The organism is Pseudonocardia hydrocarbonoxydans (assembly GCF_006539565.1).
GTDB lineage: Bacteria > Actinomycetota > Actinomycetes > Mycobacteriales > Pseudonocardiaceae > Pseudonocardia > Pseudonocardia hydrocarbonoxydans.
This window is the reverse complement of sequence record NZ_BJNG01000001.1, coordinates 238,195-253,218: the sequence shown is the minus strand read 5'-3', so window position 1 is coordinate 253,218 and position 15,024 is coordinate 238,195. Positions and strand designations below refer to the sequence as shown.

Annotated in this window: 12 protein-coding genes; 9 read left to right on the top strand and 3 right to left on the bottom strand. The window is 75.7% G+C overall.

What is annotated here, in order from left to right; translation table 11 throughout:
• Positions 1–26 precede the first annotated feature (26 nt).
• The 4 genes from PHY01_RS01150 to PHY01_RS01135 all read left to right on the top strand — a co-directional run bounded on the left by PHY01_RS01150 (position 27) and on the right by PHY01_RS01135 (position 3,922).
• The gene (locus PHY01_RS01150) at positions 27–476 is read left to right on the top strand and encodes a universal stress protein (RefSeq protein WP_141276269.1); all 450 of its coding nucleotides are present in this window, start codon (positions 27–29) and stop codon (positions 474–476) included.
• A 2-nt stretch (positions 477–478) separates the two neighbouring features.
• Positions 479–1,519: an adenylate/guanylate cyclase domain-containing protein gene (locus PHY01_RS01145; protein ID WP_246085600.1), complete on the top strand. Its 1,041-nt coding sequence runs from the start codon at positions 479–481 to the stop codon at positions 1,517–1,519.
• A gap of 75 nt (positions 1,520–1,594) precedes the next feature.
• The gene (locus PHY01_RS01140) at positions 1,595–2,395 is read left to right on the top strand and encodes an arylamine N-acetyltransferase family protein (RefSeq protein WP_170183589.1); all 801 of its coding nucleotides are present in this window, start codon (positions 1,595–1,597) and stop codon (positions 2,393–2,395) included.
• A gap of 177 nt (positions 2,396–2,572) precedes the next feature.
• Entirely contained in the window at positions 2,573–3,922 is a 1,350-nt protein-coding gene (locus PHY01_RS01135; RefSeq protein ID WP_174824068.1) for an MFS transporter, read from the top strand.
• On the opposite strand, the gene PHY01_RS01130 is transcribed toward PHY01_RS01135, so the two are convergent.
• Genes PHY01_RS01130 through PHY01_RS01120 form a run of 3 tightly spaced genes read right to left on the bottom strand, consistent with a single transcriptional unit; the run spans position 3,849 to position 6,439 of the window.
• Complete coding sequence (locus PHY01_RS01130; RefSeq protein WP_141276267.1) at positions 3,849–4,898, bottom strand: ABC transporter ATP-binding protein; 1,050 nt, start codon at positions 4,896–4,898, stop codon at positions 3,849–3,851. The two genes, PHY01_RS01135 and PHY01_RS01130, sit on opposite strands and share 74 nt — an antisense overlap.
• Positions 4,895–5,596, bottom strand: coding sequence for an ABC transporter permease (locus PHY01_RS01125; protein WP_141276266.1), 702 nt, complete (start codon positions 5,594–5,596; stop codon positions 4,895–4,897). Before PHY01_RS01125 ends, PHY01_RS01130 begins: the two co-directional genes overlap by 4 nt.
• Before the next feature lie 3 nt (positions 5,597–5,599).
• Positions 5,600–6,439, bottom strand: coding sequence for an ABC transporter substrate-binding protein (locus PHY01_RS01120; protein ID WP_141276265.1), 840 nt, complete (start codon positions 6,437–6,439; stop codon positions 5,600–5,602).
• A gap of 62 nt (positions 6,440–6,501) precedes the next feature.
• Here PHY01_RS01120 and PHY01_RS01115 point away from each other — a divergent pair, with 62 nt between their 5' ends.
• The 5 genes from PHY01_RS01115 (at position 6,502) to PHY01_RS01095 (ending at position 15,023) form a co-directional block, all read left to right on the top strand.
• Entirely contained in the window at positions 6,502–7,416 is a 915-nt protein-coding gene (locus PHY01_RS01115) for a GntR family transcriptional regulator (RefSeq protein ID WP_141276264.1), read from the top strand.
• Between the two features lie 99 nt (positions 7,417–7,515).
• Positions 7,516–8,373, top strand: a complete 858-nt coding sequence (locus tag PHY01_RS01110; RefSeq protein ID WP_218029953.1) for an NTP transferase domain-containing protein — start codon at positions 7,516–7,518, stop codon at positions 8,371–8,373.
• A gap of 16 nt (positions 8,374–8,389) precedes the next feature.
• Positions 8,390–10,225 carry an aldehyde ferredoxin oxidoreductase family protein gene (locus tag PHY01_RS01105; RefSeq protein WP_141276263.1) on the top strand — a complete coding sequence of 612 codons (1,836 nt, stop codon included), beginning with the start codon at positions 8,390–8,392 and terminating at the stop codon, positions 10,223–10,225.
• Positions 10,226–10,341: 116 nt separating this feature from the next.
• Positions 10,342–13,269 (top strand): formate dehydrogenase subunit alpha, encoded by a 2,928-nt coding sequence (fdhF, locus tag PHY01_RS01100; RefSeq protein WP_141276262.1) that lies wholly within the window; start codon positions 10,342–10,344, stop codon positions 13,267–13,269.
• Complete coding sequence (locus PHY01_RS01095) at positions 13,266–15,023, top strand: NAD(P)H-dependent oxidoreductase subunit E (RefSeq protein WP_218029952.1); 1,758 nt, start codon at positions 13,266–13,268, stop codon at positions 15,021–15,023. The genes fdhF and PHY01_RS01095 overlap by 4 nt, the downstream gene beginning before the upstream one ends.
• The last annotated feature ends 1 nt before the right edge of the window (position 15,024 follow it).

Below are 15,024 nucleotides of genomic sequence, written 5' to 3'. Positions count from 1 at the left end.
TGACGGTCCCCGAGACGGAGGCACCCATGTCCGCGTACCGCACCATTGTCGTCGGCACCGACGGCTCCGACACCTCCCTCGCCGCGGTCGACCGTGCCGCGGCGGTGGCCGCCGACAGCGGCGCCGAGCTGGTCATCGTGTGCGCCTACAGCCCGGCCGGGCGCGACGACACCGCGAGCGCCGAGGACGCGCTCAAGGACGAGGCCTACCTCGTCGTCGGCTGGACCCCGGCGGAGGAGACGCTGCGCACCGCCGAGGAGCGCGCGGTGGCGGCAGGCGCCAGGACGATCCGCACCGTCGCCGCCGACGGCAACCCGGTCGAGGTGCTCCGCGCCGCGGCCGAGGACGCGAAGGCCGACCTGCTCGTCGTCGGCAACCGCGGCCTCAACACGCTGTCGGGCCGGATCCTCGGCTCGGTCCCGTCCGACGTCGCGCGCCGCTCGGGCGTCGACGTGCTCATCGTCCACACGACCTGAGGGTGGGGCGCGGGAGCCGTTTCCTGGCCGGCGTCGGGCGGCTCTTCAACGGCGCCGTCGTCCGTCACCTGGCCGGTGACGCCCCGCTGGACGAGGCCGTCGAGGAGATCGTGCTCGGCGCGCCCCGGCGCTACACGCGCGCCGGGCTGGCGGAGGCCGCCGACCTCGACCCCGACGAGGGCCGCAGGCTGTGGCGCTCGCTCGGGTTCGCCGAGGTCGGCGACGACGAGGTGCTGTTCACCGACCAGGACGTCGCCGCCGTCCGGCTGATGGCGGGCCTCACCGAGGCGGGCGTGCTGGAACCCGAGGTGCGCGAGGCCGTCGCCCGTGCGGTGGCGCAGTCGATGTCGCGACTGGCCGAGTGGCAGGTCGGGATGCTGCGCAGGCTGCTGGAGGGCCACGACGAGGACCTGACGCCGGTGGAGTCCCTGCAGGTCGCGGCCGCGGTGATCCCGGCCCTGGAGCAGCTGCAGAGCTACGTGTGGCGCCGCCACCTGGCCGCCACCGTGCACCGCGTGCTGGCCACCCCCGCAGGCGACGGCAGCGACACCTGGCCGCTGGTCGTCGGGTTCGCCGACATGGTCGGCTTCACCCGCACCACGCGGCGGCGCTCGGCCGACGAGCTGTCGGAGATGATCGAACGGTTCGGCTCCACCACCACCGAGGTGATCGCCGAGGGGCGCGGCCGGATCGTCAAGACCGTCGGTGACGAGGTGCTCTTCGTCGCCGACGCGGCCGCCGACGCGGCCGCGATCGCGCTGGGCCTGCAGGAACGGGTCCGCGCCGAGGACGCCCTGCCGCAGCTGCGCATCGGGCTCGCCGCCGGCCCCGTGCTCACCCGCTACGGCGACGTGTACGGCGAGGTCGTCAACATCGCCTCCCGGCTGACGACCCACGCCCGACCGGACTCCGTGCTCGTCGACGACGCGGTCGCCGCCGCGCTGGACGGCGACCCGCGGTTCCGGGTGCGCGCCCTGCGCCCGGTGGCGGTGCGCGGGTACCGCAGCCTGCACCCGTGGTTGTTGGAGCCGACGACCGGTTGACCGAGGTCCGCGCGCAGAGCCTGCACGCGACCGGCCCTTGACCTGCACCCGGGTCGAGGGGGCACGCTCGCGTCCGTGAACGAGCGCTACTTCGCCCGGATCGGCATCCCGGCCCCGGCCGTCCCGGACCTCGCCGGGCTGCGCGCGATCGCGGCGGCCCACACCCGCAGCATCCCCTTCGAGAACCTCGACAGCTGGACCGGGATCGAGGTCGACCTCGATCCCGCCGCTCTCACCGCCAAGCTCGTCGACGCCCGCCGCGGCGGCTACTGCTTCGAGCACAACGCGCTGCTGCGCCGGGTCCTCGACGACCTGGGTTACCGCACGACCGGCCTGTCCGCCCGGGTGGTCTGGGGCGCCGGGCCCGAGGCACCGCCCGGCCCGCGCAGCCACATGCTGCTGCGCGTCGACCTGCCGGAGGGGCCGCACGTCGTCGACGTGGGGTTCGGCGGGCAGACGCTGACCGGCGTGCTCGCGCTCGAGCCCGACGTCGAGCAGGCGACGCCGCACGAGCCGTTCCGGCTGCGCCGCGACGGCGGGATCCACGAGCTGCAGTCGCTGATCGGCGGACAGTGGCGCCCGCTCTACCGGTTCGACCAGGTCCCGACGCCGGCGGCGGACTACGAGGTGAGCAACTTCTACGTCTCGCGCCACCCGCGGTCCGGCTTCGTCACCGGGCTGATCGCCGCGCGGGCCGCGGCCGACCGCCGCTACGCCCTCGGCGGCCGGACGCTCGCGGTGCACCGCCTCGGCGGGCCGTCGCAGCGCCGTGAGCTGGGCTCCCCGGCCGAGCTGCGCGAGGTGCTGGAGCGCGACCTGCTGATCGACACCTCCGGCCTGCCCGATCTCGACGGACACCTCGCCCGCCTGTTCTGAATCGATCGTGAGGGTTCTCACCTGCGGGGGATTTGCCTCTCGGGGGTGGTCGGGCCGCACCATGGAGCGCGACGCACGCGGTCGTGCGTCCTTCCTCCGACCGCCCGCGACACCCGCCGGGCCCCGCTGCGGCAACAGCCGCCGCACGCGCGCCCCGCCCGGCCAGAGGTCCCCCCGATGTCCTTCCTCCCCGCGCGCCTGCGCGCGCCCTCCCCCGCCGGCGCCGTCGCCGGTGTCTTCGCCCTCGACGGGCTGCTGTTCGGCAGCTGGGCCGCCCGCATCCCGGACGTGACCGCCGCCGTCGGCGCCACGCACGCCACCCTGGGCGCGGCGCTGTTGTGCCTGTCGGTCGGGGCGCTGGCCGGCATGCAGCCGGCCGGTGTCCTGTGCGCCCGCTTCGGCGCCGGGCGCGTCACGACGGCCGGCGCCGTGCTCTCCGCCCTCGCCGTGGCACTGCCCGGGACCGCCGGGTCCGTGCCGGTGCTCGGCGCCGCCCTGGTCGTCTTCGGCGCGGCGACGGGGCTGCTCAACGTGGCCGTCAACAGTGCGGGGGTGCAGGTCGAGGCCCGGGCCGGACGCCCGATGCTGCCCGCACTGCACGCCGCCTTCAGCCTCGGCGGGCTCGCCGGGGCCGCGGCGGGCGGGCTGCTCGCCGGCTCCCTCGGGGTCGCGGCGCACCTGACCGCCGTCGGTACCGCGGGCCTGATCGTGGCCGCCGCCACCGCGGGCGGGCTGCGCCGTCTCGGCACCGCCCCCGCGCCCGACGCCGTCGTGGCCGGGCGGCCGGTGGGCCGCACCCGGGTGCCCGTCGTGCTGCTCGGGGTGATCGCGGGCTGCACCGCCTTCGGCGAGGGGGCGCTCACCGACTGGGGTGCACTGCACCTGACGCAGAGCCTCGGGGCGTCCGCGGGCCTGGCCGCCGCCGGGTACGCCGGGTTCTCCCTGGCCATGGCGGCAGGGCGGCTGGCCGGGTGCCGGCTGCTGGTCCGGTTCGGCGAGACCCGCCTGCTCACCGGCGGCGCGCTGCTCGCCGCCGCCGGGATGGCGCTCGCCCTCGTCGCACCGTCGGCGCCGGTCGCGCTGGCCGGGTTCGTACTGGTCGGGCTGGGGTTCGCCAACCTGTTCCCGGTGACCATCGCCCGGGCCGGGGCGCTGGGCGGGTCCGGCGGTGTCGCGCTGGCCTCGACCGTCGGCTACAGCGGGCTGCTCGGCGGCCCGCCGGTCATCGGGTTCCTGGCCGAGCACTCCGGGCTGCCGGTCGCGCTGGCCACGGTGCCGGTGCTGGCGGTGGTGGCCGCGGCGCTCGCGGCGCTCGCGGTGCTGGTGGCCGTCGGGCGTCCGCGGGTCCCGGTGCGCGCCCCGCTCACCCGGCTCGTGACGGCCGCCGCGCGCGAGGTGGGCGCCCCGGCCGCGCAGGCGGCACGGCGCGGCGGCTCCGAGCTGCCCGCGCTGCTCACCGCGGGCGGCCCGACCGGACCCGGCCCGCGGATCCGCCCGTACCCGGGGCTGGAGATGCTGGCGGCCTGACCGGGTCGACCCCGTCGCCGAGCGCCCGGGTCGCGCTCGCCACGACGTGCGCCGCGCCCCCCGGGGACGGCACCGCCGGGGCCGGGCCGGGGTGCAGGCACATCACCGGCCCGGCCGCGGTGTCGACGTCGACGCGCGTGACCTCGCCCAGCCCGACCACGCGCCGGACCGTGCCCCGCACCGCACCGGCGACGGGGTCCGGCCCGGCCCGGCAGTCCTCGGGGCGCGCCACCCGCCGTGGCCCGTCGCCGTCGGGCGGCAGCAGGTTGGTGAAGCCGAGCAGCCGCGCGGTGTCCTCGTCGACCGGCCGGTCCAGCACCTCCGCGGTCGGCCCGAGCCCCCGGACCCGGCCGCCGACCAGCAGCGCCGTGCGCGTCGCCAGTGCGCGTGCCTCGTTCCGGTCGTGGGTGACCAGCACGGTGGCGGTCCGCCGCCCGTCCAGGACCGCGCGCAGGTCGGCGAGCAGGTCGGCCCGGGTCGCAGCGTCCAGCGCCGCGAACGGCTCGTCGAGCAGCAGCACCCGCGGCCCGACGGCCAGGGCCCGCGCGACGCTCACCCGCTGCGCCTCCCCGCCCGACAGGGTGCGGGCGTCGCGGGCCGCGAGGTGGGCCACGCCCAGCGCGTCGAGCCAGGGCGCCACCCGGGCCAGGGACCCGGCTCGCCCGGCGCCGCGCAGCCGCAACCCGCTCGCGACGTTGGCCGCCACGGTGCCCCGGCGCAGGATCGGGCGCTGCAGGACCGCCGCCACCGCCGACCGCATCCCGTCGACCGTCGCCGGGCGCCCGTCGAGCAGCACCTCGCCGGTGACCCGGCGCGGCGGCAGGAGCAGGCCCAGCGCACGCAGCAGCGTCGACTTGCCCGCGCCGTTGGGCCCCAGCACCGCCAGCGTCGAGCCGTCGGCGACGTCCAGCGCGTCGACGTGCAGCACCTCCCGGTGCCCGGCCCGCACCCGCAGGTCCCGGCAGCCGATGCTCACCGCGGCACCGCGGTGCGCTGCTGCACCACCGTCAGCACCAGGTTCACCGCGAAGGCGATCAGCAGCAGGATCAGCCCGAACGCGATCGCCAGCGCGAACTGGCCGCGGCTGGTGGCGAGCACCGCGGCCGTGGTGAGCACGCGGGTCTGCCCGACCAGGTTCCCGCCGACCATCTGCGCCGCGCCCACCTCGCTGACCACCGCCCCGAACGCGGCCATCGCGGCCGCCAGCAACGGCAGCCGGGCCTCGGCCAGCAGCGCCAGGTGCGCCCGCAGCGGGGTGGCACCCAGTGCCTGCATCTGCACCCGGAAGTCGGGGTCGACCTGCTGCAGCGCCACCGCCACCAGTGCGACGACGACCGGCGTCGCGATCGCGGCCTGGGCGATCACCATCGCGGCGGGGGTGTAGAGCAGCCCGAACGCCCCGAGCGGGCCGCTGCGCCACAGCAGCACCGTGACGAACAGCCCGACGACGACCGGCGGCAGGCCCATGCCGGTGTTCGCCCCGGCCAGCAGCACCCGGCGGCCGGGGAACCGCGCGACCGCGACCGCCGTGCCCAGCGGGACGCCCACCAGCAGCGCCACCGCGGTGGCGCCCAGCGACACCCGCAGGGTGAGCGCGGTGATCGCCCAGGTGTCCTCGTCCCCGGTGGCCAACAGTCGCAGCGCCTCCACCAGCCCGTCGAGCAGGACGTCCACCCGTCAGCCGCCCGGGGTCGCGGGGTTCCGCCCGGCGTCGGCGGTGAACAGCGGCTGCCCGAACTCGGCCGTGCCGAACCCGCCGATGAGCTCCTGGGCGGGGGCGGAGACGATCCAGCCGGCGAACGCGGCGGCGCCGTCGGGCTGCACGCGGTCACCGGCCCGGGTCGTCATCTCGATCACGTGGTAGACGTTGAGCAGGCCCGGGTCGCCCTCGCCGAGCACCTCGAGCGCCAGCGTGTCGCGCTGGGCGAGATGGGTGGCACGGTCGGAGAGCGTGTAGCCGCCCAGCTCGCTCGCCACCCGCAGCGTCTCCCCCATGCCCTGCCCGGTCTCCTGGTACCAGGTGCCGCCGGGCGCGACGCCCGCGGCGGACCACAGCCCGTCCTCCGCGGCGTTCGTGCCGGAGTCGTCGCCTCGGGAGACGAACACCGCGCGCGCCGCCGCGATCCGGGCCACGGCCTCGACCGCGGTGACGCCGCGGATCCCGGCCGGGTCGGCCGCGGGCCCGAGCAGCACGAAGTCGTTGTGCATCACGAGCCGCCGCTGCCCCGCCGTGCCCTCGGCCACGAGCTCCTCCTCGGCCGCGGGCGAGTGCACGAGCAGCACGTCGGCCTCGCCGCGGCGGCCCAGCTCGATGGCCTGCCCGCTGCCGACGGCCACGGTCCTCACCTGCCACCCGGTGGCGGCGGTGAAGGCGGGGAGCAGCTCGTCGAGCAGGCCCGAGTCCTGGGTGCTCGTGGTGGTGGCGAGGATCAGCGACCGCTCCGCGGAGGGAGCGGCCCCGCATCCCGTGAGCGCGAGCGCGGCGACGACCAGCGCGAGCACGGCACGACCGGCCACGGTGCCTCTTTCTGAACCATCTCAGAGCAGTGCAGACCGGCCCGAGCCTAGAGTGCCCTCCCGTGACCCGGTACCGGGAGATCTGCACCGCCCTGGCCCGCCGCGCCGGGTCCGGTGACCTGTGCCCCGGCGACGAGCTGCCCGGTGTGCGCGAGCTGGCCCGCGAGTGGGGCACCACGGCGTCGACGGTGAGCCGCGCGCAGCGCCACCTCGCCGAGGCCGGTGTCCTGGAGCTGGCCGACCGCCGCCGCGCCCGGCTCACCGCGGACGCCGCCGTCGCCGCGCGCCGGTTCCTGCACGCCGAGTCGGTGTTCACCCTGGCCGGCAGCGACGACCCCGCGTTCGACCTGGTCACCCGCACGCTCGCCGGGCGGGTGCGGACCCTGACCGGGCAGGGGAGCTTCGCCGGCCTGGCCGCCGTGCGGCAGGGCCGTGCGGACGGCGCGGCCATCCACCTGCTGCACCACAGCGGCGTCTACAACGCACCGTTCGCCCGCGGCCTGCTGCGGCGCCTCGACCCGCACCTCGTCCACCTGTGGCGCCGCGAGCAGGGCCTCATCGTGGCACCCGGCAACCCCGCGGGCGTCACCCTCGCCGGACTGGTGCGCCACCGGGTCGCCGCCCGGCGGCCGGGCACCGGCACCCGGGTGCTGCTCGACCGCCTCCTGCTCGACGCAGGCGAGGACCCGGACGCGGTGCGGGGCCCGCAGCTGGGCACCCACCTCGAGGTCGCGCTCGCGGTCGCCACCGGCACCGTCGACGTCGGGCTCGGGGTGCGGTCGGCCGCCGCCGACCTCGATCTCGACTTCCTGCCGGTCGCCTGGGAGGACTACGACATCGCGCTGCCCGGCAGCGCGCTCGACGCCGCCGCACCCCTGGTCGCGGCCCTGCACGGCGCACCGCTGCGGGCCGCGGTCACGGCGCTGGGCGGCTACGACGCCACCCGCTCCGGGACGGTCACCCCGGCGGCCGGGTAGCTCCTACCCGCCGCGGGGGTCCGCCACCGGTGCCGGACCCGTGTGCCTGACCCGTGTGCCGGACCCGGGCGTCGTGCGCGAGCCGCCTACGATCGCCGCGTGGGTGACGGGGACGGCGCGGCGGGGCTCGTGCTGGCCGGCGGGCGGTCGTCGCGGATGGGGACGTCCAAGGCCGCGCTGGAGTGGCACGGCTCCACGCTGCTCTACCGCGCCACGGCGCTGCTGGCCCGGACGGTCCCCGGCCCGGTGCTCGTCGTCGCCTCCCCCGACCAGGAGCTGCCCGACCTGCCCGCCGGCGTCGAGGTGGTGGAGGACCCGGTCGAGGGCGTCGGGCCGATGCAGGGCATCGCGACCGGGCTCACCGCACTGGACGGGCGCGCGGCGGCGGCGTTCGTCTGCTCCACCGACATGCCGTTCCTGCACCCCGCGTTCGTCCGGCGGGTGCTGGCGGGCCTGGCCGGGCCCGGCACGGACGTGGCGCTGCCGTTCGCGCGGGGCTTCCGCCAGCCGCTGGCCGCCGGGTACCGCACCGGGCTCGCCCCGCTGATCACCTCGCTCATCGCGCAGGGCCGCAGCCGGCCCGGGATGCTCTACGAGCACTGCACGGTGGCCCGGCTGGAGGACGCCGACCTGCTGGCCGACCCCGACGTCGCCCGGCTGGATCCGGCGCTGGACTCGGTCGTCAACGTCAACGAGCCCGCCGACTACGCCGAGGCCCGGCGCCGGGAACCCGCTCCGGTGCAGGTGCAGTGCTTCGGCGCACTCGCCGGTGCCGGTCGCCGCGGGCCGCGCACCCTGCACGTCGCCACGCTGGGCTCGGCGGCCGCGGCCGTCGGGCTCGAGCTGGACCGCCACGTCGTCGCCGCCCTCAACGGCGACCGGATCACCCGCGACCCGGGCCTGCCGCTGGTGGCCGGCGACGGCGTCGCCTTCCTGTCGGCCGACGCGGGCGGGTGAGCCTACAGTCGGCCCCATGGTGGCCGGTGGGTACTTCGGGAGGGCGCTCGTCGTCGACGTCGGCGGGAGCACGGCCACCGGCACCGCCCTCGAGCTCGACGACCGGGTCCTGCGCGGCTACCTGGGCGGCGTCGGGCTGGGCACCTGGCTGCTGCACCGGCTCGCCCCGCCAGGGACCGACCCGCTGGCCCCGGCCGCGCCGCTGGCGTTCGTCTTCTCCCCGCTGGTCGGCACCCCGCTGACGACCAGCGCCAAGTTCGCCGTGGTCGCCCGGTCCCCGCTGACCGGGCTGCTCACCGACGCGCTGGCGTCGAGCCGGTTCGCCATCGCGGGCAAGCTCACCGGGCACGACGCGATCGTGGTGCGCGGCCGCGCCGACGAGCTGTCGGTGGTGCTCGTCGACGCCGACGGCGTACGCCTGGAACCGTGCCCCGAGCTGGCCGGGCTGCCCGCCGCCGACGCCGAGACGGCGCTGACGGCCCGGTTCGGCCGCGGCTGGAACAGCGCCGCGATCGGCCCGGCGGGCGAACGCGGCGTCCGCTTCGCCACGATCAGCCACGACGGACGGCACGCCGGGCGCGGCGGGCTCGGCGCGGTGCTCGGGGCCAAGAACCTCAAGGCCGTGCTGGTTCGGGCGGGGACGAAGGCCGCCGTCGCCGACGCGCCCGCCGTCCTCGCCGCCGCCCGTGACCTGCGGGAACGCAGCTTCGGCCCGGCCACGAAGAAGTACCGCGAGCTCGGCACGCTGGCCAACCTGCTCGCGTTCAACGCCGTCTCCACCCTGCCCACCCGCAACTTCACCGCCGCCACCTTCGACGGCGCGCACCGCCTCGCCGCCGAGGAGCTGCACGAGCTGCGCGGCGTGGCCCGCAACAGCTGCGCGTCGTGCTCCATCGGCTGCGAGCACATCTACTCGCGCAAGGGCGGCGGCAGCCAGCGCATGGAGTACGAGAACGTGTTCGCGCTCGGCCCGATGTGCGGGGTGTCCGACCCCGACGACGTGTTCGCGGCCAGCGCCCGCTGCGACGAGCTCGGCATCGACACGATCTCCGCGGGCGGCACGATCGCCTGGGCGATGGAGTGCGCCGAACGGGGGCTCCTCGACGCGCCGTGGCTGCGGTTCGGCGACGGCGCCGCGCTGCTGCGGGCCCTGGACCTCATCGGGTCCCGCTCGGGGGTCGGCGAGCTGCTGGCGCAGGGCTCCCGGCACGCCGCGGGGGTCGTCGGCGGCGGCTCGATCGACTTCGCCCCCCAGGTCAAGGGCCTGGAGCTGCCCGGTTACGAGCCGCGCACGCTGCAGGCGATGGCGCTGGGGCTCGCGGTGAACTCCCGCGGCGCCGACCACAACCGCTCCGGCGCCTACGAGGCCGACCTCTCCGGCGAGCTGGACCGTCTCGACGGCGGCGACCCGCACGTGGCCGCCGCCGTCGCCACCGAGGACCGCGCCGCGGTGATGGACTCGATGATCCTGTGCAAGTTCCTGCGCGGGGTGTTCACCGAGCCCTTCGACGAGTGGGCGGCGCTGCTGCGGCCCGTCACCGGCTGGGACGTCGACGCCGACGAGCTGCGCGCGACGGCCCGGCGGATCGTGCTGGCGAAACGGGTGTTCAACCTGCGCGCGGGCGCGACCGCGGCCGACGACACGCTGCCCGCCCGGATGCTGCGGACCCCGCTGCAGCTGGCCTCGGGCCGGGCGGCGACGCTCACCGCCACCACCCTGCAGGCCATGGTCGACGGCTACTACCGCGCCCGCGGCCTCGACGCCGCCGGCCGCCCGGACCCCGCCGCCCTGCCCGACCTCCTCCTGCCCGACCCGCACCCGGCCGACCCGCAGCCGGCCGACCCGGCGTGACCGGCCCCCCTCGGGTGCCCGGCACGTCGTGACGACGTGGCGGTCGTGGGGGCAGCCGATCCCCGTGGGGTCAACTAGGGTCGGACCTCCGCATCGCCGTCGATCGGGGGATCCCTATGACCGCCCTGCACGAGCCGCCCGCCGCCACCCGCGTGCCCACGGTGGAGGCGACCATCGACGGGCGCGAGGTCACCGTCCCCGAGGGCACGACGATCTACGACGCCGCGCGGCGGGCCGGCATCGACATCCCCGTGCTGTGCCACGACGAGCGCTACGACCCGGTCGGCGTGTGCCGGATGTGCGTGGTCGACACCGGCGGCCGGGTGTTCGCGGCCGCGTGCGTGCGGCCCTGCGAGGACGGGATGGAGGTCGTGACGACCTCGGAGGAGCTCGAGCGCAGTCGCGCCGTGCTCACCGAGCTGTTGGTGTCCGACCAGCCCCCGCGCGCCGAGGACCCCAAGCAGACCACCACCGGCGACAACCTGCTCCTCGCGCTGGCCGACGGCTTCGACGTGTCCCGCGAGGACACCGCCCTGCCGTGCGGGTCGGGCCGGGGCACCGACTCGTCGAACCCGGTCATCGACGTGAACCACGACGCGTGCATCCTGTGCGACCGCTGCGTGCGTGCCTGTGACGACATCCAGGGCAACGACGTCATCGGCCGCACCGGCAAGGGCTACGGCACGCGCATCGCGTTCGACCTGGACGACCCGATGGGCGCCAGCTCGTGCGTCACGTGCGGGGAGTGCGTGCAGGCCTGCCCGACCGGCGCGCTGACGAACAAGCCCATCCGCGACATCCCGATCCGGCCCCGCTCCGAGCTCGACGCCGTCGACTCGGTGTGCCCGTACTGCGGTGTCGGCTGCGCACTGACCTACTACGTCGACCGCGAGCGCGGCGCGATCTCCTTCGCCGAGGGCCGCGACCAGCCCGGCTCGCAGAGCAGGCTGTGCGTCAAGGGCCGCTACGGCTGGGACTACGCCGCCTCCCCGCAGCGCCTCACCGTGCCGCTGATCCGGGTGGAGGGCTCCTACCCCAAGGGCCCGCTCTCGGCCGACGTCCGCGGCGAGGGCACCGGCAAGCAGGCCACGGACAACGACCGCGGCCGCGGTGGCGACGGCGGGAACCGCAGCGAGCGCAAGCCGGGCGACAAGCGCGGCGGCAACCGCAAGCCCGGCGGCCTGGTCGACTACGACGAGGTGTTGCCGCACTTCCGCGAGGCCACCTGGGAGGAGGCGCTCGACCTCGTCGCACGCCGCCTCAAGGAGGTGCACGCCGAGGGCGGGCCGGGCGCGATCGCCGGCTTCGGCTCGGCGAAGTGCTCGAACGAGGAGGCCTACCTCTTCCAGAAGCTCATCCGCACCGCCTTCGGCACCAACAACATCGACCACTGCACCCGGCTGTGCCACGCCTCCAGCGTGGCGGCGCTGTTCGAGGGCGTCGGCTCGGGCGCGGTGTCCACCACCTACGGCGACGTCGTCAACGCCGACGTCGTGATCATCACCGGCTCCAACCCGACCGCGAACCACCCGGTCGCGTCGAGCTTCTTCAAGCAGGCCCGCCGTGCCGGCACGAAGATCGTCTACGTGGACCCGCGCGCGTCGACGGTGGCCGAGCATGCCGACGTCCACGTCCAGCTCAAGCCGGGCACCGACGTGGCGTTCTACAACGCGGTGATGCACGAGATCATCCGCAACGGGCACGTCGACCGGGAGTTCGTCGCCGCCCGCACCTCGAACTACGACGAGCTGGCCGCCACCGTGGCCGACTACCCGCCGGAGCGGGCCGCGCAGATCACCGGCGTCGACGCCGACACCATCCGCGAGGTCGCGCGGCTGTGGGGCGAGGCGGGCGCCGCGGTCGTCTACTGGGGCATGGGGATCTCCCAGCACACCACCGGCACCGACAACGCCCGCTGCCTGATCGCGCTGTGCTCGATCACCGGGCAGGTCGGGCGCCCGGGCACCGGGCTGCACCCGCTGCGCGGGCAGAACAACGTGCAGGGCGCCTCGGACGCCGGGCTGATCCCGATGTTCTACCCCGACTACCAGGGCGTCGACCGGGCCTCCACCCAGGCCCGCTTCGAGGAGGCGTGGGGCACCGCGCTCAACCCGGACCGCGGCCTCACCGTCACCGAGATCATCGGCTCGGTGCTGCAGCCCGGCGGCGTGCGCGGGATGTACATGCTCGGGGAGAACCCGTTCCTGTCCGACCCCAACATCAACAAGGTGCGCAAGGCGCTGTCCGCGCTCGACTTCCTCGTCGTGCAGGACATCTTCCTCACCGAGACCGCCGAGTTCGCCGACGTGATCCTCCCGGCCACCTCCTACCTGGAGAAGGACGGCAGCTACACCAACACCGACCGGCGCGTGCAGCTCGGCCGCAAGGTGATGGACCCGCCCGGCCAGGCCCGGCCCGACTGGGAGATCGAGCAGGACATCGCCCGGCGTCTCGGCCTGGACTGGCACTACACGAGCCCGAGCGAGGTCTTCGACGAGATGGTCGCACTCATGCCGTCGTACGCGAACCTCGCCTACGACAACCTCGGGCTCACCGGCAAGCTCTACCCCAACGCCGATCCCGAGCACACCGACGGCACGATCGTGATGTTCGACGAGAAGTTCAACACCGACGACGGCCTCGCCCACCTGGTGCCCGCGCAGTGGCTGCCGCCCAAGGAGCTGCCCGACGCCGAGTACCCGCTGGTGCTCAACACCGGGCGGCTGCTGGAGCACTGGCACACCGGATCGATGACGCGGCGCAGCTTCGCCCTCGACGCGATCTCCCCGATCGCCGAGGTCTACATGCATCCCAAGGACGCCGCCGACCGCGGGCTGGCGCACGGGCAGCGGGTCCGCACCCGCTCACGGCGGGGGCAGATCGAGCTGGTGGTCCGCATCTCGCACCGCGAGCAGCTGGGCAACGTGTTCATCCCGTTCCACTTCCGGGAGGCCGCGGCCAACCTGCTGACGATCGACGAGATCGACCCCTACGGCAAGATCCCCGAGTTCAAGTTCTGCGCGGTGCAGGTGGAGGTTCTGTGAGTGCCGAGGTGACGGCGGAGGTGACCGAGCGCGCGGCCGAGGTCCGGGCGCGCAAGGTCCCCGGTGTGGAGGCGCGGGCCGGGAAGTTCCCCGGGCCCTCGCTCATCCCGGCGCTGAACGCGATCCAGGCGCGGCTGGGGTGGCTGCCCCGGGAGGAGCTCGAGCAGCTGGCCCGCGACACCCGTCGGCCCCGCTACGAGATCGAGGGCCTGATCTCGTTCTACCCGCACTTCCGCACCTCACCCCCCGCACCGGTCGCGCTGCACGCCTGCCACGACCTGCCGTGCTGGCTGCAGGGCGGCGAGGAGAAGATCGCCACGCTGCGGGAGCGCTACGGGGACGAGGCGGACGTCGAGCTGGTCGAGGTCTCCTGCCTGGGCCGCTGCGACGTCGCACCCGCGGTGGCGGTGAACGAGCGGCCCGCCGCGCTCGCCGACGTCGACGCGCTGGTGGCCGACGCCCGCGGGAGCGGTGTCGGGGACGCCCCCGCCCGGACCCGCGAGGAGCCGTGGCCCAACGACCCCTACCCGGCGGGCTCCGGCGTCGCGCAGCGCTACGCCACGCTGCGCCGCCTGCTGGCCGGTGAGCTCGACGCGGACGCGGTCGTCACGGCGCTGAAGGACTCGGGCCTGCGCGGCATGGGCGGAGCGGGCTTCCCCACCGGGCAGAAGTGGGACCTGGTCCGCGGCACCCAGCCGGGCAGCGTCAAGTACGTGATCTGCAACGCCGACGAGTCCGAGCCGGGCACGTTCAAGGACCGGCAGATCCTCGCCACCCAGCCGCACCTGGTGCTGGAGGGGCTGCTGCTGGGCATGGCCGTGGTCGGCGCGCAGGAGGGCTGGGTCTTCATCCGGCACGAGTACGGGCCGGAGGAGCACGTGCTGCGCGCCGAGATCGACGCGCTGCGGGCGGCCGGGATCGTCGGCCCGGACGCGTGCGGCAGCGGCCGGCGCCTCGACGTCGACGTGTTCGTCTCCCCCGGCGGCTACATCCTCGGCGAGGAGACCGCGCTGCTGGAGTGCATGGAGGGCCACCGCGGCGAGCCGCGCAACAAGCCCCCGTTCCCCGGCAACTACGGCCTGCACGGGCGCCCCACCCTGATGAACTCGGTGGAGACCTTCGCCGACGTGCCGGTGATCGTCGAGCGCGGGGCGCAGTGGTGGGTCGACCAGGGTGCCGGGGAGTCGGTGGGCTGGAAGTTCTTCGCCGTCTCCGGGCACGTCGAGCGGCCCGACGTGTACTGCGTGCCGATGGGCACCACCGTGCGCACCCTGATCGAGCTGGCGGGCGGGGTGAGCGGCGGGCGCGAGGTCGGGGCGGTGCAGCCGGGCGGCGCGTCGTCGAACTTCATCGGCCCCGACCGGCTCGACCTGGCGCTGGACTTCGGCACGGCCGCCGAGGCGGGCACCATGCTCGGCTCGGGGGCGCTGGTCGTGCTCGCCGCGGGCACCGACCTGCTGGCGGCCTCGACGAACGTGCTGCGCTTCTTCCGCGACGAGTCGTGCGGCAAGTGCGTGCCGTGCCGCGTCGGCTCGACCAAGGCCCACGCCCTGCTGGAGGGTCGCAGCACGGTCGACGACGACGAGCGCGCGCAGATCCTGCGGCTGGAGGAGGCCATGCGCAAGACGAGCATCTGCGGCCTGGGCCAGGTGGCGCTGGGCCCGGTGGTGAGCGTGCTGGGTCTGGACAAGGGCGGCGCCGCGGCCCGCGATCAGCCCAAACCCGGCGGCGAACCGGGCCAGCCCGACCGATGAC